General features: G+C 45.2%; 16 protein-coding genes and 1 pseudogene. 9 read left to right on the top strand and 8 right to left on the bottom strand.

The window, feature by feature from the left end:
- Positions 1–44: 44 nt before the first annotated feature.
- Positions 45–1,040: a hypothetical protein gene (locus NC997_RS23310; RefSeq protein ID WP_190527640.1), complete on the top strand. Its 996-nt coding sequence runs from the start codon at positions 45–47 to the stop codon at positions 1,038–1,040.
- Between the two features lie 249 nt (positions 1,041–1,289).
- On the opposite strand, the gene glsA is transcribed toward NC997_RS23310, so the two are convergent.
- The 3 genes from glsA to NC997_RS23295 all read right to left on the bottom strand — a co-directional run bounded on the left by glsA (position 1,290) and on the right by NC997_RS23295 (position 4,009).
- On the bottom strand, positions 1,290–2,279 hold the full coding sequence (gene glsA, locus NC997_RS23305) for a glutaminase A (protein WP_190412082.1): 990 nt from the start codon (positions 2,277–2,279) through the stop codon (positions 1,290–1,292).
- A 63-nt stretch (positions 2,280–2,342) separates the two neighbouring features.
- Positions 2,343–3,170, bottom strand: a complete 828-nt coding sequence (locus NC997_RS23300) for a PHP domain-containing protein (protein WP_190527638.1) — start codon at positions 3,168–3,170, stop codon at positions 2,343–2,345.
- 44 nt (positions 3,171–3,214) lie between these two features.
- Positions 3,215–4,009: a cobalt-precorrin-6A reductase gene (locus tag NC997_RS23295; protein ID WP_190527636.1), complete on the bottom strand. Its 795-nt coding sequence runs from the start codon at positions 4,007–4,009 to the stop codon at positions 3,215–3,217.
- A gap of 708 nt (positions 4,010–4,717) precedes the next feature.
- Here NC997_RS23295 and NC997_RS23290 point away from each other — a divergent pair.
- Both NC997_RS23290 and NC997_RS23285 read left to right on the top strand, forming a co-directional pair.
- Positions 4,718–7,255 (top strand): mannose-1-phosphate guanyltransferase, encoded by a 2,538-nt coding sequence (locus NC997_RS23290; protein ID WP_190412085.1) that lies wholly within the window; start codon positions 4,718–4,720, stop codon positions 7,253–7,255.
- Positions 7,256–7,431: 176 nt separating this feature from the next.
- Entirely contained in the window at positions 7,432–7,953 is a 522-nt protein-coding gene (locus NC997_RS23285; RefSeq protein WP_190438744.1) for a single-stranded DNA-binding protein, read from the top strand.
- Positions 7,954–8,026: 73 nt separating this feature from the next.
- Here NC997_RS23285 and NC997_RS23280 read toward each other — a convergent pair whose 3' ends face one another.
- A complete protein-coding gene (locus NC997_RS23280) occupies positions 8,027–8,371 on the bottom strand; it encodes a hypothetical protein (RefSeq protein ID WP_190412125.1) in 345 nt (114 codons plus the stop codon).
- A 621-nt stretch (positions 8,372–8,992) separates the two neighbouring features.
- Here NC997_RS23280 and NC997_RS23275 point away from each other — a divergent pair.
- Positions 8,993–9,151, top strand: a complete 159-nt coding sequence (locus tag NC997_RS23275) for a hypothetical protein (RefSeq protein WP_339380631.1) — start codon at positions 8,993–8,995, stop codon at positions 9,149–9,151.
- Positions 9,152–9,184: 33 nt separating this feature from the next.
- On the opposite strand, the pseudogene NC997_RS23270 reads toward NC997_RS23275, so the two are convergent.
- Positions 9,185–10,377: pseudogene (locus NC997_RS23270) on the bottom strand (transposase).
- Positions 10,378–10,509: 132 nt separating this feature from the next.
- On the opposite strand from NC997_RS23270, the gene NC997_RS23265 reads away from it, so the two are divergent.
- Positions 10,510–10,875, top strand: coding sequence for a cupin domain-containing protein (locus tag NC997_RS23265; RefSeq protein ID WP_190527634.1), 366 nt, complete (start codon positions 10,510–10,512; stop codon positions 10,873–10,875).
- 662 nt (positions 10,876–11,537) lie between these two features.
- Here NC997_RS23265 and NC997_RS23260 read toward each other — a convergent pair.
- Both NC997_RS23260 and NC997_RS23255 read right to left on the bottom strand, forming a co-directional pair.
- Positions 11,538–12,479: a ParA family protein gene (locus NC997_RS23260; RefSeq protein ID WP_190412090.1), complete on the bottom strand. Its 942-nt coding sequence runs from the start codon at positions 12,477–12,479 to the stop codon at positions 11,538–11,540.
- Between the two features lie 29 nt (positions 12,480–12,508).
- Positions 12,509–12,694 (bottom strand): hypothetical protein, encoded by a 186-nt coding sequence (locus NC997_RS23255; protein WP_190412091.1) that lies wholly within the window; start codon positions 12,692–12,694, stop codon positions 12,509–12,511.
- Between the two features lie 119 nt (positions 12,695–12,813).
- Between NC997_RS23255 and NC997_RS23250 the strand changes: the two genes are divergently transcribed.
- From NC997_RS23250 to NC997_RS23240, 3 genes are all read left to right on the top strand, one after another.
- Entirely contained in the window at positions 12,814–13,248 is a 435-nt protein-coding gene (locus NC997_RS23250; RefSeq protein WP_190527632.1) for an HHL1-like protein, read from the top strand.
- Between the two features lie 230 nt (positions 13,249–13,478).
- The gene (locus NC997_RS23245) at positions 13,479–14,918 is read left to right on the top strand and encodes an AAA family ATPase (RefSeq protein WP_190527630.1); all 1,440 of its coding nucleotides are present in this window, start codon (positions 13,479–13,481) and stop codon (positions 14,916–14,918) included.
- A complete protein-coding gene (locus NC997_RS23240; RefSeq protein WP_190527627.1) occupies positions 14,915–15,601 on the top strand; it encodes a Rho termination factor N-terminal domain-containing protein in 687 nt (228 codons plus the stop codon). The genes NC997_RS23245 and NC997_RS23240 overlap by 4 nt, the downstream gene beginning before the upstream one ends.
- Before the next feature lie 90 nt (positions 15,602–15,691).
- Here NC997_RS23240 and NC997_RS23235 read toward each other — a convergent pair whose 3' ends face one another.
- Positions 15,692–16,684 (bottom strand): glycosyltransferase, encoded by a 993-nt coding sequence (locus NC997_RS23235; protein WP_190527625.1) that lies wholly within the window; start codon positions 16,682–16,684, stop codon positions 15,692–15,694.
- 127 nt (positions 16,685–16,811) lie between these two features.
- Here NC997_RS23235 and NC997_RS23230 point away from each other — a divergent pair, with 127 nt between their 5' ends.
- The gene (locus NC997_RS23230) at positions 16,812–18,044 is read left to right on the top strand and encodes a glycosyltransferase family 4 protein (protein ID WP_190527622.1); all 1,233 of its coding nucleotides are present in this window, start codon (positions 16,812–16,814) and stop codon (positions 18,042–18,044) included.
- Positions 18,045–18,257 lie beyond the last annotated feature (213 nt).

The following is an 18,257-nucleotide window of genomic DNA, read 5'->3' as shown; positions in this document are numbered from 1 at the left end:
GCCAAGCATAAATCAATAGAAAAATCTCAATCTTTTGAATTATTATGTCTAGCAATATTCTTCAAAACACTGACTTTAAACTCATAAACAATAATCAATACCTAGAGATTTCTCTATTTATCACCAACTTCAAGAATGGAATTTGGGTATTTGGAATTCCCTCTTGGCTATTCGGACTCACCGATAGAACGGTTGCTTCCTTTGCTGATGGCTATTTATCAGTAATAGAAGTTATCCACTTATTTACAGCTTCTTTTTTCTTCCTAAGTTGGCTGTATTTAAGACCCGATCAAAACTTAACGGGCGATAGTTTAGGCACAATACAAAACTACCAAGCCGATGCAAATCCTTACCAAGATGAAGGATATTTAGCTACAGTTCAAGCTAGAATGCTTGAATTGCAAGAGCAGCATCAGCATATGATAGGGCAGGAATATATTCTACCTTTCCCCTACGTATGCCAAATCTATCATTTATTAAATTTAAAACATCTGGAAAGTATTCACAACTTTAGCCTGAATAACTTAAGGGTTATTAATGTGAGTCATTTCCAGCCTACAGCCATCGGTGGAATGGTGAAATTCCAAACTGTTTTAGATTCTCCAATCAATCCTTTAAGAATTTGGAGACAACCAATCGTTGAAGTGGACTTAACATTGCATAGTCCCTATACGGTTGAACTCAGCATTCCGGTTTACAATGGCAAAAGGATCGTTGTAATTTTCAATGCCATTCCGCTCAGCGACACCGAACATAAGTTCCTCGTAGACATTTACAGCGATTTGGAGTGGCCCAGACCTTTATTGCAATTTATCTTGCATTTTGCCTCTTGTTTGACACTCTTTGAAGATTTGCCCTACCTACAGAAACTAGCTGAAAGAAATATACAGCGTTTGGTCAGCTTAAATAGGGTTTCAAATCATGAAACAATGTGGCTCTTTCAAAGATTTGTAGACCTCTACGGTTCGAGTATAGAATCCTCGGAAACCAAAGCAATTAAAGCGATTGATGCATCGCAAGAAGCTACCCTTTTAAGCTAAGACAGCGGAATCTAAGGGGTGCTGGGTTTCGTTTCAAGGGTTCAGGCTACGGAATTTCGCCTAAAGATAGGTGCTATTCAGGTTCAGTTGAATGGCACTGATTTCAGTCTTAAACTAAGGCTCTAAACTAAAGTTTGGGCTGAAAGCTCGTAACCCGTCAAAACGGGTTCAACGCTCACTCAGTCAGTTTAATTTAGCTTGACATTGCTTCTGGCTGTGGAATTTATCTCCAGGCTCATGGCGGCGGTTCTATTCAGATTCAGTTTCTTGCTTGTTGCACAAAGTATCCAGCAAACGGGATCTATCTGTCTGCAAGTCAAATAAATGTAACCCAAACTTCTCTGATAGTTCCTCAGACACCTTTATTCCCCTGACGCTGCTGCCGTGCGAGTCTAGCGGGGGTGAAAAAATTGCAATGCCCATTTGCTGTGGCACAACCACAATCAGTCCGCCCGATACTCCACTTTTAGCGGGAAGACCCACTTTATACGCCCACTCTCCGGCAAAGTCATACATCCCGCAAGTGTACATGACTGTCAAAATATCTCTGATATAACGGGAATCAACCGCACGCTCCTGGGTGATCGGGTTCATGCCGTTGTTCGCGAGAGTCGCTGCCATCACTGCCAAATCGCGGCAATTCACCATCAAAGAACACTGCTGAAAGTACAAATCCAGTGCCTCGTCAATTTTCGCGTCGATCATGCCAAAATTGAGCATCAGATGCGCCATTGCTCGGTTGCGATGCCCGGTCGTTCGCTCTGACATGAACACGGACATATCAATAAAGAGATTGTGTCCAACGTAACGCTGAAACATATCCAGCATCCGGTTTAAGCGCTCAGTTGGTCCCACTCCTTTAATTAAACTGGTGGTAGCGATCGCTCCCGCATTTACCATTGGGTTATAGGGTCGCTTTGAGGATTCATCCAGCTTAATAATGGAGTTAAAAGCATCGCCAGTGGGTTCCACTCCCACCCTTTTTACAACGTAATCGCGCCCATGATCTTCCAGCGCCATTCCGTATACAAATGCTTTGGAAATCGACTGAAGGGTGAACAACTGTTCCCAATCGCCGATTTCATAAACTTGACCATCCACGGTAACAATACATATCCCGAACCAATCCGGATTTGCCTTGGCGAGTTCCGGGATATAGTTTGCCAATACACCTTCATGAATTGACTTGTACTTGGTGTGCAAGTCGTTGAGAAAGTCTTGCAGGATGGCACTTGCCATTGGTAATTGGTAATAAGGAATGGGTAATCGCTAATTGTTTCGGGTGACATTAGCGATTAGAAATTAACGTAAACTTGCCGCCGCTTGTTTGATGGGTTCAAGCAAATCTAACGGTACCTGAAGCATATTCAGCGTACTGCGATCTGGAGTTTTTGGATCGGGACTGGGGCCATGATAATCGCTGCCGCCTGTCATCAGTAAGCCATATTCAGCACACAACTTTTTGAGATTTTGAATTTCTTTGGCGCTGTGGTTGGGATGATAAACCTCAACGCCCATTAACCCAGCAGCAACCAATTCTTTCAGCACTTCCGCAACATTACCGCCTCGGAACAGGTAGGGATGCGCCCACACAGGCACGGCACCGCAAGAACGTAACATGGCAATCCCTTCAACAATCGAGAATTTCTCGTAATGCACATAAGCCGGTTTATCATCACCCAGCAGGCGATCAAAAGCTTCCCGCGATGACTGAAAATAACCGGCTTTCACGAGGGCAGTAGCAATATGAGGACGCCCTGGTGCCATGCCTACACCGAATTCAGGTAACTGAACCGGGTAGCCTAATTCTGCCAGTTTAGCGATCATTTGTTGCGATCGCCGTTTCCGTCCTTCTAGGCGATCGCCCAAAGGTTCTCGCAGCTTCTGTGCATCTGGGTAAAAGCCCAAAATATGTAAGGAACAATGGTTGTGAACGGTGCTGAGTTCCAATCCGGGGACAATTTCCAGGTTATGCAGTTTGGCAGCAGCAAACGCCTCATCCCAGCCATTCATCGTATCGTGATCGGTAATGGCAAGGGCGCGGACTCCGGCACTCATCGCCGCGTTCACCAGTTCGCTGGGTGTGAGGGTGCCGTCTGAGTAAGTGGTGTGGCAGTGTAGTTCTAGCATTCTTTAATTGTCGCTTGATTCACGCTCGGTAAGATTGTGGCGGACTAAACTCGACGAAAGATGTCTTGGCAAAACTCTAGCGCTGTTTTCAAGTCGCTGGTTTGCTGAGGATACGCAACTTCTGGACGAGCGATCGCAACTAAAGGAATGCCTAACTCTGCGGAAACTCTGCGCTTGATATCTTCTCCCCCAGCAGTTCCCGATGCTTTCGTAACCACCAGGGAAATGTCCCACTGACGCCAAAGTGCCGTTTCCAATTCAGTAGAGATAGGAGGGCGAATCGCAATCAGTTTATCGGGTGCAAACCCTGATTGTAAAGCTGCTTCCAGCGCTGTTACGGAAGGAAGAATTCGGGCAAATAAAGTAGACTTTTCTTGCCAAGGACGGAACCGGGACAAGCTTCGATAACCAATTGTCAGTAGCACCCGTTGCCCTTGTAGGTAGTCTCCAGATAAAAGCGTGTCGAAACTATCTAGCTCTATTACCAGCTGCTTCTGTAAGCTTGCATCAATAACCGGACGCTCGTAGCGGAGATAGGGAATCTGTTCCTTTTGGGCAGTTGCGATCGCTATCTTAGAAATCTCCGCCGCATAGGGATGAGACGCATCCAAAATCGCCACAATTCCCTGCTCTTTTAAAAACCAATCCAACTGTGCTGCATCCAGATAGCCCACCCAAACTTGCAAGGAGGGTATTGATGGATACAGCGTTCTAGCGGCTTCTGTGGTGACAGTAACAATGCAGGGTAGATGAAAACGAGCGATCGCTTTTGCTAACTCAGCACTCTCCTGAGTGCCCCCAATTAGCCACAGGCGTTGCTCAAAGGATGAAGAATTCATTGTTTCTGATTCATCCCTCACCCTTTATCCTTCTTCTATCCCTTGAGTGCTTTTCTAAAGTTCTGACGATAGGATTTATTGCCAATTATCAAAGCAGGCCATAACAGAGCCAGAACGAGCCGACCTTGGCTGAAATTCGTTCGGCGGAACCCCTTCCAGAATCTCCATCCGCCGTATCCATAAGCCCCTAGAAATAATAAGCCTAATAACGTACCCATTCAAACAATCCTCATTAACCCATTAAAACTGACTGCATTTTTGTCGCCACCAGCAACTGTTAATCTTTCCAACACTGTTTGAGACATCCACCTTGGACAGTTCCAGAAGATTAGAACATTCTGCTTCATCTCTCAAGTGTAAGCTAGACTACGCAATTGATTCCGGCTACACGGCAAAGTAGCATTGATTCAGTTCTAACCTATCCGAGGTTGAGTTGTAGCTGCACCCTCAAGATGTAACAAAAGCAATTTTCTGGATTGAGGAGCCAGCAGATACCAGCAATCAACGAGATAATTAGGGAGTCGCCGCTAAATTTAACATCTGCTTTAAAATGAAAGCCTCAAAGGATTTGCCCAGAGTCAAGGCTGCACTCTAATCTTATGAGGGATACCTTAAATTTCAAGGGTATAGGAGACTAAAAGACAAGACTTAGGTCAACTTAAATCATCAAGGTCACGCCCGTACCATAACAAAGAATCAGGAGGACTTATGCGAGCAGTGCTGATGGCTGGCGGTTCGGGAACGCGGCTGAGACCGCTGACGTGCGATCTTCCCAAACCGATGGTGCCGATTCTGAATCGACCGATTGCAGAACACATTATCAATCTGCTCAAGCGGCATCAGATTACAGAGGTTATTGCCACTCTGCACTATCTCCCTGATGTCATGCGAGACTACTTCCAGGACGGCAGCGACTTTGGAGTGCAGATCACCTATGCGATTGAAGAAGACCAGCCTTTAGGTACGGCTGGTTGCGTCAAGAACATTGCTGAGTTACTAGATGAAACCTTTTTAGTCATTAGCGGCGACAGCATTACCGATTTTGATTTAACACAGGCAATTGAATTTCACAAAAAACAGAAGTCAAAAGCAACCCTGATTTTAACCCAAGTTCCCAACCCGATTGAATTTGGCGTAGTAATTACAGATGAAAAACAGAGAATTCGTCGGTTTTTAGAAAAGCCTTCTTCTAGCGAAATTTTCTCCGATACTGTCAACACCGGCACCTACATTCTGGAACCAGAAGTCCTGCAATACCTCCCCAGCAATCAGGAGTCTGACTTCTCGAAAGACTTATTCCCATTGCTATTGGAACAAGACGAGCCGATGTACGGCTACGTTGCCCAAGGATATTGGTGCGATGTAGGTCATTTAGATGCTTACCGAGAGTCTCAATATGATGGCTTACATCAAAAAGTTAAATTAGACTTTGCTTACGAGCAAGTGTCTCCCGGACTGTGGATAGGTCAGAACACTCATATCGACCCCTCAGCCAAAATTGAAGCGCCTGCACTGATCGGGAATAACTGCCGGATTGGGGCACGAGTGCATATCGAACCAGGAACCTCAATTGGTGACAATGTGACGATTGGAGCTGACGCAAACTTGAAGCGTCCAATTGTCTGGAATGGAGCGATTATTGGCGAGGAAGCGCATCTGCGGGCTTGCGTAATTGGTCGTGGTACCAGAGTTGATAGGCGATCGCACGTTTTGGAAGGAGCCGTCGTGGGTTCGCTCTCTACCGTTGGGGAAGAAGCGCAAGTTTCGCCCCAAGTACGTGTTTGGCCTAGCAAACAAATTGAATCGGGCGCGACATTAAACATTAACTTGATTTGGGGTCACACAGCTCATCGCAATTTGTTTGGGCAACGCGGTGTGAGTGGATTAGCGAATATCGACATCACTCCAGAATTTGCCGTCAAACTGGGTGCCGCTTACGGTTCCACATTAAAGCCCGGTTCCCAGATCACCATCTCCCGCGACCAACGGAATATTTCCCGCATGGTCAGTCGCGCTTTGATTGCTGGTTTGATGTCGGTGGGCATCCACGTCCAAAACCTGGAAGCAACGGCAATCCCAATTTCCCGCACCGTCATTCCCACTTACTCGGTTGCCGGAGGTATCCACGTGCGGGTGCATCCAGATCGACCCGACCACATTTTGATCGAATTTTTCGATCGCAAGGGCATCAATATCTCGAAATCCCAAGAGAAAAAAATTGAGGGAGCTTATTTTAAGGAAGACTTGCGGCGAGTCCAGATTCAAGAAACTGGAAATGTCGCCTACCCCAGCCAGGTGCTAGATGTTTACAGCACGGCGTTTGAGAACCATCTCAATACGGGGGCAATTCGCAATTCAGGCTCGAAGGTAGTCATTGACTACGTTTATGCAGTTTCAGGAGCCATCCTGCCACAACTGTTGGCAAAATTTGGCTGTGATGCTGTGGTACTGAATGCCAGCTTGAATCAAACGGGACTGGCTGCGGCAGAACGAGAAGCGTTGCTTAATCAGCTGGGTCATGTGGTAGAAGCGCTAAAAGCAAATTTTGGCGTCCAGGTATCAGCCAACGGAGAACAGTTAATTTTGGTGGATGAATCGGGTACGCCGATTCGCGGTGAAATGTTGACGGCGCTGATGGTTAACATGATTCTCACCGCTCATCCCAGAGGAACGGTGGTGGTGCCGGTGCATAGCAGCAGTGCGGTAGAACAGATTGCCCGTCGCCACGATGCTAAGGTGATTCGCACGAAGGCAAATCCCACGGCGTTGATGGAAGCGTCTCAAGCGAATCCGAATGTAGTACTGGGTGGCAGTGGGGAAATGGGCTTTATTTTTCCACAGCTGCATCCAGGGTTTGATGCCATGTTCTGCATTGCCAAGATGATGGAGATGCTGACGATGCAAGAGCGAAATCTGGCGGCGATCCGCGCCGATCTCCCCCGGGTTTACCACAAGAGTTACACGGTGCGCTGCCCCTGGACGGCAAAAGGAGCCTTGATGCGCCATTTAGTAGAAACCCACCCAGCCGAACATCTGGAATTAGTGGATGGAGTGAAGATTTGCAACTACCAGGATGATAGCTGGGTGCTAGTGTTGCCCGATGCGGGTGAGCCGTTGGTGCATATCTTCGCGAATAGTAATGACCGGGATTGGGTCGATGAAACCTTACGGGAGTATCGCGGTCGGGTTCAATCGTTTGTTGACCAAGAGGAAGGTGTGGAGGAAGTTAAATTGCAATTGGTGTAGGGTGTTAGGTAATCGGTGAAGAGCGATCGCTCCTTCATCCTTGGTTATTCGCTGATGACGAATGACGAATTGCGAATAACCAATTACCCGTTACCATACCCACTTTTGGGTCTTCTTTGGTACATTTGTTCTATTATGAATGAGGCCGCTCGGTTCAGCGCGAGGATCTTGGAGTTATGAACAGCTGCATTTTAATGGCGGAGATTATCAGGGAACCGCAACTTCGTTACACGCCGGATACCCAAACGGCGGTTACGGAGATGATGGTACAGTTTCCTGGACTGCGGGCGGAAGACCCCCCGGCAACGGTGAAGGTCGTCGGCTGGGGCAATTTAGCGCAAGAAATTCAGGGAAGTTTCAAGAAGGGCGATCGCGTCATCCTTGAAGGTCGCCTGACGATGAACACCATTGACCGGCAAGAAGGTTTTAAAGAAAAACGCGCCGAGTTGACGGTTTCCCGGATTCACAAAGTGGCAATCGATACAGATTTTGACACTTCGGTAGCCGAATCGGCTCCTCCCAGCAATGTCGTTCCAATGGGGTCGCGTCGTCCTAGCTCCGCACCCGCTGATGACAGCGATGGGGGAATGTCTGGAGACTTCCCAACAGAGGAAACACCGCCCAGTCGCGTTCCCACACGAACGGGCAGCCGTTCTACCCCACCGCCTCAAGGAGATATCGACGACATCCCCTTTTAGCCGTCATGGGTCATGAGTCATTAGTCTTTGGCAACATATTCATGGCTAAGGGCTAATCACTCGTAACTAATCGCTATTTGTGAAGATAATCGCCCAAAAAATCGAAGGAATCTTCGTCATCCCAACAAGGTTCAGGCCACAACCAGATGAGGTTGTGGTTAATATCTGCTTCGATTTCCTCACTGTCATCTCGTTCAAATAGCACTGCCAGGGCTGTCACGTCTCGCTCTCGCAAAGGCATGAGCGATGCGCCTTGAGTGCCTAAGTCATAGCTTTTCTTGGTTGAAAGGCCGTAGGATATCAGAGCGTTTTCCCCAGCCACATAGCGCGCGGAAGGCTCGCTCTCAAGCTTTGACCTACAGAGGGCGAGTTCTAGGGGGAAGGTGGTGCTGTCGTTGCTAGATGAAGGGATAAGCATGGGTGCATACCGTAACAGCGTGGCAGCAGCTATATAAGCGAAGCGATCGTGCAGAAAACCTAGAGCAGTTTTTCAATTCTGCGTAGATTCTGCGTAGAAGTGCTTCGCCTTCGCCTTTCCCGGCGGCAGAACGTTTTGCTTTCCAGCCTTGTTTCGCTTGCCGTTCCGGTTGCCAGCGATCTTTTTGGTCCGTCGCAGTAAATGCACAACCCCTTACACCACAAAAGAGCGTAAGACCCCTTAATCAAGATAATTACTTCCTGGGTAGGAAGTTGTATTCTAACTTTCTGCTCTGCAACTGTCTATCTATCAATTTATGTAGGCACAAATTATTTAGGCACAAAGTAGTGCCACTTCTACAAGGCAAACTAATCTTTACAAAAATTTACAACTAAGCCCTAATTATGAGGCGAACTCTGAGGAAGTGAAGTAATTTTGTTTAAGTAGCTCTGTTCACTCCTCCTCAAAAAATAGCCTGTGTTTCAACTTTTATACGTTCTGGTTCATGCAATCCAGCCAGTTTTAGTACCTCTATGCTTTTTGTGTGCGTGGATGTTGCTCCTTTTGATTGGCTGGAGTTTATTTAGTACGATCTCCGCGAGTTTTACCAAAGCGAAGCAAATGCACAGCGTACCCTGTACCAATTGCCGATATTTTACCGGCGATTACCGGCTCAAGTGTACCGTGCAACCCAGTATTGCCCAGACTGAAGAAGCGATTAACTGCTCTGACTATCGTCCAATTCCGGGTTTTTCGTTCCATTCTCAAGACACAATTTGACACTGCTCGGCGTAAACGCGCGAGATTCTTTCTTCAACCAGTCGATTTGCTCGTTGATGTCACCACCCGCGAGTAGAGATCCGTCTGTCCGAAAGCGTTAATTCCGGCGTGCCCCGCCGTATTTAAATCAATACCTGTTTGCCTTAAAGCTTTAGCCAAAATGTTTAGTGCGGCGTTGTGGTCGCGGTCTAATACAGTTCCACAGCCACATACATGAGTCCTGACTGATAGCGACTTCTTAACTGTCGCACCGCAGTTAGAACAATCTTGGGATGTATATTGAGGAGCAACAGCAACTACTGTTTTTCCGTACACCTTCCCTAAATACTGCAACCATTGGGCGAACTGTGACCAAGCTGCATCACTAATGCTTTTGGCAAGCTTGTGGTTTTTCACCATATTCTTCACCTGCAAGTCTTCGTAGGCTACGAAATCGCTAGATTTCACCACGCACAACGCCGTTTTTACGGCGAAGTCTTTACGCTGTCTACTGACTTTTAGGTGTTTTCTTCCTAGCCGATTAATGGCTTTCCGGCGGTTGGCTGATCCTTTCTTTTTCTTAGAAACTCTTCGTTGCAAGCGCTTCAGGGCTTTCTCGCTTTTTTGAAGATGGCGAGGGTTTGGAACAGTTTCTCCTGTGCTGTCGGTGTAGAAATGGGCTAATCCTACATCCAGCCCAACCGTTTTGCCCGTAGGAACGATTTCTTCTACTCGTTCTACATTGATGCAGAACTGGCTGTAGTAGCCGTCAGCGCGACGGATTACCCGCACTCGCTTAATCTCTTCGGAAGCGTAGAAATATAGGTCGCGAGAGCCGACTAACTTAAACGTTCCAGCTTTAAAGCCATCCGTGAAAGTCAAGTGTCTCTTATCGGAAGAAAGCTTCCACCCGCTAGTCTTATACTCTACAGAGCGAGTACACTTCTTGAACTGCGGGAATCCTTTCTTCCCAGGCGAGTTCGCTTTGCAATTAGCAAAGAAACGTTGAATTGCAATCAGGGCGCGTTCAGCCGAGGCTTGACGCGCCATTGAGTTAAGCTTGCCTGCCCAATCAAACTCTTTAGCTAATACAGCACATTGTTTGTAGAGGTCAGAGAGCTTAATTCCTTGATTGTCCATCCAGTACCGGGTGCTTTGTTGCGGATAAACTGCGCGGTTCGGATCATGTCGTCAATGACCCGATACTGCTCATGTCTACCTTTTAACTTGAACTCTAATACAATCATGGGAATATCCTACTGTGTTTATAGCAACTTATTGCTATAAACACAGAAAAATCGCCCTAGAAGGACGGGGCTTTAAACCCGTAATTTTTGGGTAAGATTACTGCGGGTGTTTTTTTACTCTCTGAATCGAGAATGCTAATTCAAAAGCTCCATGACTGCGAAGAATTTATTGCCGGTGATGCTACTCAGTTGAGGGAGTTATTACATCCAGATAAACAGCCGGTAGAATTGCGTTACAGCTTGGCTCACGCGATTCTGCCGGTGGGACAAACTTCGACGCCGCACTCGCTAACAACTTCCGAGGTTTACTACATCCTTAGCGGTGCTGGTGAGATGCACATTGATGATGAAACCCAGTTGGTAGAACCTGGAGATGCGGTGTATATTCCGCCGAATGCCAAGCAATTTATTCACAGTTGCGGAACTGAACCGTTGGTGTTTATCTGCATTGTCGATCCGGCGTGGCGTAAGGAAGACGAAACAATTTACGACGCTTGAGTACACAAACCACAAACGCAGGCAAAATTTATAATTTGCCTGCTACAGACATTTTGTTGCAAGCGATCGCATTACTTTTGAATTGCTTCCTTGTTTGGAAATGCTGGATTCATTAAATTTAAATCTTTAAAACAACAACAGCACTCCAACCAGACTCGCTAAGTGATTTCCTCTTATGGGCAATTCGACGTGGAGTTGAACTAACTTACAAAGTTTAGTTGCATCGCTCCCTAGTCACTAGCTTAGGAAATATCAGCCTTCTGGATGAGTGCTGCTGTTGTTGGATGAGACAGATGTTAAATGAAACAGCGTTTTTACCTCTCAAGTCGTATGTGAACCGCGCTGTAGAATCTGTCAGGGAAGCTTTTTAGCTTCATATTTTTACTTTAGCAGGCATCTCCAGAAGCACCAGTAAATGAAACCAAAATTCATGTTGTTGGAGAGAGCTACTATTCAGATTATGAAACAAAGTTAAGTGGGAATCGCGGGTATGAAGGATACGAGCGTCGCATCCACGAAACCCATACAAGTCCGTAGCAGAGAATCCTAGGGCGATAGGAACCTTCGGAACGTGGATTAAGTAGGGGCATGGCACAGAAAAAGCCCCTACCCAAAAAAATCGGAGGTTAATCAATCCACCGTTAACCGCTCATTACGAATCTTCAATCGAGGTTGGCTAAGTTCACCTTGGCTTCTGGAGCCTGGTAGATACCACCAGAAACTTGTAACTTCTGTAAAAACTCTTGCGTTAACTTAAGGAATGCTTTAGAGCCAGATGAATTGGGGTTGTTGAGACTCACCGGGGTAAAACTATCAACTGCCTTAGAGACATTTACATCCATTGGAATGCGGGTTTTGAAAATTTGAGCCGGGGTAAAATCTTCAGTAACTCGCTGCATCACTTGCTGGTAATATCTTCCACTCAGAATGTTCCCTGACATAATAAAGACAATTCCCATCAGGCGGAGATTGAGTAAGCCATCCAAATTATGACTTTCTTTGAGCTTATTAATCCGTCTTTCTAGCAGTTGAATTCCTACAACGGATAAAGGTTCTGGTCTAGCTGGCAGCAAGTAGAAATTACTAGCGACAATCCCACTACGAGTCAAAAGATTGTAGCCAGGAGCGCAGTCCAGAATAATGAAGTCGTAATCTTTAATTATCGGCTGTAAAATCCCTCTGACTAATTGCTTTTCAAACTCATTCCAAACTTGAATGAAGTTACTATTGCCATCCCTTAGCGCTCTTTCATGGAGCATCTCAGACACTAAAAATTCATCGTAGAGATCGATATCCCCCGGCAATAAATCCAGCCCTTTAACCGTACAAACGTAAGGCTGAATAATATCTTGGATTGAAAGATTGGTTGGAAGATCGGGTTTAACTGCTTTATAGACCAGCTGTCTCAACGTGCGTTTCTCTTTCCGGCTCTTTCCAAAGTCCTGTGGGGACATCAGGCTGAGCGTAGCACTGATTTGCGTGTCTAAATCGACGACTAGAACCCGTTTCCCATGATGTTTGGCTAAACAAGTCGCCAAGTTGACACTGAGAGTCGTCTTACCGACGCCGCCTTTCATGTTTACCGTTGCAATTACATATCCCATTTGTTAGCTCCTCTCAAGCCTACGCCCCGCTAAATACAAAGCGAATCGCAGTCACTCAATCCCTGGTCAACTGTTACAGCCTTAATAATAATCTTGGATTCGCCGTCGTAAGGCAATAGCGCGATATGAGAGTTGCGACGATTTGGGATCGCGGTGTTCCGTTCGTCACGGATATCGCCAATCAAAGCGGAATCTCTCCAGAATAGCGATGGCACGTGCGATCGCTTCTCTTACCCTACAGCGTTTGCCCAGAACTTGCGCTGAAATCAACTATCCCAGATTTCTGAAAATTATGTAAACTTTTATAAATAAAGCAAAACACCAATCAATATCTATGACAACTAATAGTGGATTTGGCAAAGTTCAAAAAACCAAAAAAACTCCCAAAAGCTCCACCAAACGCGCGGAAGCATCCAAGCAGTACGACAAGATGAAGGGGGACGGAGTACCAGAATTCAATATTTACATTCGCATCCAAGGTAAAAAAAACTGGTTTCCAGTCGGTTCCCTAGCGGTGAATCGCACCAGTAAGATTAATCAAGCCATCTTCGACACCCAAGAAGACTTACGCCAAGGAGCCTTCCGTCTATTTCCCGTCCTCCGCAAGAACCAGAACAATTTGGAATATGGCTATCGCCTCAAGGGTTCTGAATATGCAGATGAGCCAATCCAAGTTGCCGTTCCTCCTCAGCCATCTGTCCCGAACGCGATTCAAGCAACGATCGATAAGCTGAAGAATAGCTTCTCTGGGCTATTGAAACGGGGTTAATTTGTTGTTTAGTGCAAGGATGCGATCGTTTCTTCGGATAGCGGCATACATAAAGAGCGATCGCATCCAACTCACTTTTGCCACTGCCAGTTGAGCAGACGCTAAACTTTAAAAGGAACTTGACCCATGTCTTTAAGAAGCGGTCAATACCCTAATACGAAAAACCTCACTCTGAGGACAATCAGGTAGGTTTAAGGTTTCAATGAGTGCCGTGGAGAGGAAGAACACAATTGAACTTCAACCCTGAGCTTTGCCGAAATGAGAGTGAAGTAGAAAGTAAACTCATCGTTCAATATCTGCTGCCACAGCTAGGATATACTCCAGAAACTTGGCATCAAGAGATTGCCGTTGGCAGTATTCGATTAGACTTTTTGGCATTTGCAGCGCAAGTCATCCCATTTGTGTTGGATGACAACTCGCCATTAAGCGTTGTAATGGAAGCAAAGCATCCCAATCAAAACTTAAATAGACATACTGGCAGACTCAAGCGCTACTTAATGAGTTTGAATGTAGAATATGGATTGTTAACGAATGGCAAGGAACTCAGAATTTACAAAAAAAATCAGGATAATATTCAGCTAGTATTTCACTGTTCCGGCAGAGAGATTAGCTCTAAAATAGACATTATAAAAACTCTTATTGGTAGAAATAACTTAAACGAAAAAACTACTGAAGATCCAACCCATATCAAAATTAATCTTGAAAACGCTCAAAATGAACCTTCGAGAGAAGAAAAAACCTTACAGCCTGAATTAACTAATTCTCAACCCAGATCCACACCAATTATTCAACAAGAAAGGCAACATACTGTGAAAATAATTGCGGTTTACCACAACAAAGGCGGCGTAGGCAAGACAACAACTGTAGTCAACCTAGCCGCTGCTATCAGAAAGAAAGGCAAAAAAGTCCTTATTGTTGACTTAGATAGTCAAGCTAACACTACCTTTGCCGCAGGTTTAGCAAAATTTGATGATGAAGAACTAGACGATCTAAAAGATTGCAATGTTCGTCATTTATTGCAGTCAGAAGATTTTTACGCCATCAACGAAGTTGCTAAAAAATCTCAATATACTAACCCGGAAATTGATGTATTGCCTTCCCACATCAGTTTAATGCAATACGAAACTGAGCTAAATCAACAGGATTCCAGTAAGGTAATGCTCCTGCAAAAACTGAAAGTAGTAGAAGCTCAATATGATGTTGTAATTATTGATACACCACCATCATTAAACCTTTATGCGAGAATTGCCCTAATTACAGCCGACTATCTAATGATTCCTTCGGATCTAAAACCATTTGCGAATCAAGGGTTATTAAATGTCAAAGAATTTGTTAAAAAAAATAATGAATTCAGAAAATTTTTTAATAAGCCACCCATTGAAATATTAGGCGTTCTTGCTAGTAAAATATCTACGAATTCAAGATTTGTACAATATACCTTACCACGGCGTTTAGAAGTGATTCCCAAACGCTATGGTTTAAACGTAATGGAAAGCGTTATTTATGAAAGAGAGGATCTAGCAAAGTGTACCGAAAAAGTTCAGATTGTAGGTAACATGGAAATACCAGATCCAATCTCGGTGCTTGATTTCAAGCCGGATTCTACCTCCGCTCAAGAATTTAATTTACTAGCAGAAGAAGTTTTGCGAGCAATAGGACTAACTGTATGAAATTATCTACTTCGCTCGTAGGAGTAAAAAAAATCAACTCTAATGTTCCTCGTTCAGAATTTTCAGAGGATGAGTTAAATCTGACTGCTGAGTTAATTCTAAAAGCTGAAGGTATTATTAATCCTCTAGTTATTCGCAGAACCAGTCGGGAATCCTATGAGGTAGTTAACGGACACTTTGAATACTACGCCGCTGTTAAGGCTCGTGAGATAGATCCCCGTAAAGGAGAAATGATTGGAGCTTTCATTATTGAATCAGAAAATGAGGAAGTTCTCATGGATCAGATTAAAGTCCTGAGAAATCGAGATTTTAATAATGAATCCCAAGTTGCTGACACACAGCCTTTAAATACGGTTGAATCATCAAATAAGGTAATACAATTTGAAAGTTTATTGCCTGAAATTGAAAGTTTGATAGATAGAAAACTTCAACTGATTAGCAGCAGGATCAGCGAACATATTGATGAATTTGTTCAAAAAATTGAACCGCTCCTGAATCAGCCAGAAAAAGTAGAACAGAAGGAAGGTGATAAGACTCCAATTGAAAAACCAGACTACGATATAATGAAACTTTCGCAGCTAAAATCAATCGCGAAAGAACGGAATATAGAAGGACGTACAAAAATGACAAAAAAAGAGCAATTTATTACAGCTCTTAACAAAGCTGATGCAAGTCGAAAGTAACTAATAACCTCATTATTTAACTTGGTGAAACGCATTAAACGCGGTGTTTCGCCAGCTAGCTGGGAACAGCGATCGCTCCCATTTGCTTTCTCATGAATTAGCCGCTTTCCGAACTTGCTCGGCGTAATCTTTAGGGCGAAGTTGACGAAAGGTTTGGAGAGCGAATTGCCGCAAGCTAGTAGGCAAATAAGACAGCATAATCCCAAAGGTTGCTTGACGCGAACTCCCCAAAATCTGGCTAGATTCTTGCAAAAGCTTGCGTCCTTCTGAGGTTTCGCCATTTTCAATCAGCCTTAAGCCCAGTGCTTTCCGGGTTCCGGCAAGTTTATTTAATCGGGCTTTTTCTAATTGTTCTTCCGGAAATTTGTAACTATTTAGACAGAAAGATTTTGCTTTTAAAAAGTGAATATTTTGTTTCAGACTGGTTTGACCGCCATGCATTCGATATTCCATCAAAAATTCTGGCAGGAAGTATCCATTTTTGCCTGCGATCGCTAACCTCACCAGTAAATCAAAATCCTCACAACCATCTGCTTCCGGGCGCATATAATCAACTTCTTTCAAACACTCCATCCGAAAGAGCGTAGAACCAACCTGTAAGCTTTGTTTTTGGAAAGTTTCCGTAATTAAATCCGGAATCATTCCCTCGTTGAGTTTGTCCTTCCCCCACTTAGCAGAATTTTCTAAAGTAGCTGATTCATTTCTTTCTCCCCTGGCATCTATAATCCAGTGGTTTGTACAAACAAAATCTATGGTTGGATTAGCGTCTAAAACAGCTACCGTTTTTTCTAAAAATTCAGGCGTTAACGCATCATCATCGTCAAACTTAATAAAATAAGTTCCACCAGCGGCATCAAAACCAGAACGCATATTTCGGCTGCGCTTAATATTAACCGGGTGCCGGATATAGCGAATTCTCGGATCGTTCCATTGACTCACGACTTCTGGGGTGTCATCAGTAGAACCATCGTCACAGATGATTAGTTCAAAATCTGTATAAGTTTGAGCCAGTACGCTATTTACTGCATAAGGCAACAAATTAGCTCGATTGTAGGTGGGGATGGAAATGCTAACTTTGGGCATAAGCTGAAGTTGTTACTGATTATTTTTACGCAGTAGAGACACGCTCTGGCCAGTCTAGTAGGAGGCGAAAGTCTATAGTATCGATATTATCCCTCTCCGTAAAATCTAACCAAACGCTCAGTCTACGATGAAGATTTTAATGCTCTCTTCCACCTTTCCCTATCCGCCAACACGGGGGGGAACGCAAGTAAGGACGTTTAATTTACTCAAGTATCTCAAGTCTAGCCATGCAATTACTCTAATTACGCAGCGCAGTGGAGATGTTACGGACGAAGAAATAAAAGGACTACAAGAGTGGGTGGACGAGTTGGTGGTTTTTTCTCGTCCACGGGAAAATTCTCAAGGAGGAGTGTTGGGGAAACTGCGGCGCTTCAGTACGTTTTTGCAGGAGGGAACACCCCCCAGCGTGCTGTCTCTCTACTCGCCAGAGATTCAGAAATGGGTGGATGAAGCAGTTGCTGCTGGCAAGTTTGAGGCGATTACTTGCGAACATTGCGTGAATGAAATCTATGTGCGCCCTGAGTGGCGGCGCAAGGATGGGAAAACCTCAGCGCTGCGGACGCTGGTAAATATTCATAGTTCTGTCTACGGGACGTGTAAGAACCAGCTAGAAACGGGGACATCTGAGAAGCCATTACGAGACAAGCTGAATTTGCCGCTGTTGCGCCGCTATGAGCAGCGCTACTGTTCTAAATTTTCGGCAATTGTGGTGACGACGGAGGAAGATAAGCAACAAATTCAGGAATTTAATCCCAACGCCCAAATTCAGGTGATTCCGAATGGGGTAGATTTTACTCAGTTTCCCATGCGTTCTGCCGATCCGGGAGGACACCGATTAATTTTTGTTGGGGCGATGGATAACACGCCGAATATTGATGCGGTGCGCTTTTTTAGTTTGGAGGTGTTCCCGGAGGTTCAGAAGCGATATCCGGATGCGACGCTGGAATTGGTGGGCGCTCGTCCTGGAACGGAAGTTGTAGATTTAGGGAAGCGTCCTGGGATTACGGTTACGGGGCGTGTACCTTCAATGGCAGAGTATTTGCACAAGTCTTGCGTCTGCGTGGTGCCGATGCGGACAGGATTTGGGATCAAAAATAAAACGTTGGAGGCAATGGCAGCTGGGGTGCCCGTAGTGGGCAGCGATCGCGGTTTGGAAGGATTAGCGGTGGACGGGGAAAGCGTGCCGTTACGCGCGTTACGGGCTAATCGGATGGAAGAGTATGTGGATGCGATCGCTAAGTTGTTTGAAGATGCGAATCTTAGAGAGCAGTTATCGAAAAATGCGCGATCGCTCATCGAAACAGAATACACCTGGGAAAGCGCCGGATCTCGTTATGAACAGGTGCTGCATTCACCTTAAATCCCTCATTAACGGGGAAAGTAGGATTTCTCCCTCCCCGTACCTTCCTCTATTCCCCGCTAGTGAGGGAAGACAAGCAAGAAGGAAGGATTAAGTGTTGCCCTATAAGCTGCTTTACGCCGCCTTAGCCCCAGGGCGTCCTTGCTTCGACATAAGTTAAACCCTTGCGTTGGTACTATTCATCGCAACCTAGCAAGAAGCGGTCAGGAGGGG

It is taken from the genome of Trichocoleus sp. DQ-A2 (genome assembly GCF_039961915.1).
Lineage (GTDB): Bacteria > Cyanobacteriota > Cyanobacteriia > Cyanobacteriales > FACHB-T130 > FACHB-T130.
The sequence above is the reverse complement of the archived record's forward strand: the minus strand, read 5'-3'. Positions and strand labels throughout refer to the sequence as shown.

What these genes read in the sequence shown, in the direction of transcription:
- NC997_RS23310 (WP_190527640.1), top strand. Translation starts at nt 45, where the DNA reads ATGTCTAGCAATATTCTTCAAAACACTGACTTTAAACTCATAAACAAT.
- glsA (WP_190412082.1), bottom strand. Translation starts at nt 2,279, where the DNA reads ATGGCAAGTGCCATCCTGCAAGACTTTCTCAACGACTTGCACACCAAG.
- NC997_RS23300 (WP_190527638.1), bottom strand. Translation starts at nt 3,170, where the DNA reads ATGCTAGAACTACACTGCCACACCACTTACTCAGACGGCACCCTCACA.
- NC997_RS23295 (WP_190527636.1), bottom strand. Translation starts at nt 4,009, where the DNA reads ATGAATTCTTCATCCTTTGAGCAACGCCTGTGGCTAATTGGGGGCACT.
- NC997_RS23290 (WP_190412085.1), top strand. Translation starts at nt 4,718, where the DNA reads ATGCGAGCAGTGCTGATGGCTGGCGGTTCGGGAACGCGGCTGAGACCG.
- NC997_RS23285 (WP_190438744.1), top strand. Translation starts at nt 7,432, where the DNA reads ATGAACAGCTGCATTTTAATGGCGGAGATTATCAGGGAACCGCAACTT.
- NC997_RS23280 (WP_190412125.1), bottom strand. Translation starts at nt 8,371, where the DNA reads ATGCTTATCCCTTCATCTAGCAACGACAGCACCACCTTCCCCCTAGAA.
- NC997_RS23275 (WP_339380631.1), top strand. Translation starts at nt 8,993, where the DNA reads ATGCACAGCGTACCCTGTACCAATTGCCGATATTTTACCGGCGATTAC.
- NC997_RS23265 (WP_190527634.1), top strand. Translation starts at nt 10,510, where the DNA reads ATGCTAATTCAAAAGCTCCATGACTGCGAAGAATTTATTGCCGGTGAT.
- NC997_RS23260 (WP_190412090.1), bottom strand. Translation starts at nt 12,479, where the DNA reads ATGGGATATGTAATTGCAACGGTAAACATGAAAGGCGGCGTCGGTAAG.
- NC997_RS23250 (WP_190527632.1), top strand. Translation starts at nt 12,814, where the DNA reads ATGACAACTAATAGTGGATTTGGCAAAGTTCAAAAAACCAAAAAAACT.
- NC997_RS23240 (WP_190527627.1), top strand. Translation starts at nt 14,915, where the DNA reads ATGAAATTATCTACTTCGCTCGTAGGAGTAAAAAAAATCAACTCTAAT.
- NC997_RS23235 (WP_190527625.1), bottom strand. Translation starts at nt 16,684, where the DNA reads ATGCCCAAAGTTAGCATTTCCATCCCCACCTACAATCGAGCTAATTTG.
- NC997_RS23230 (WP_190527622.1), top strand. Translation starts at nt 16,812, where the DNA reads ATGAAGATTTTAATGCTCTCTTCCACCTTTCCCTATCCGCCAACACGG.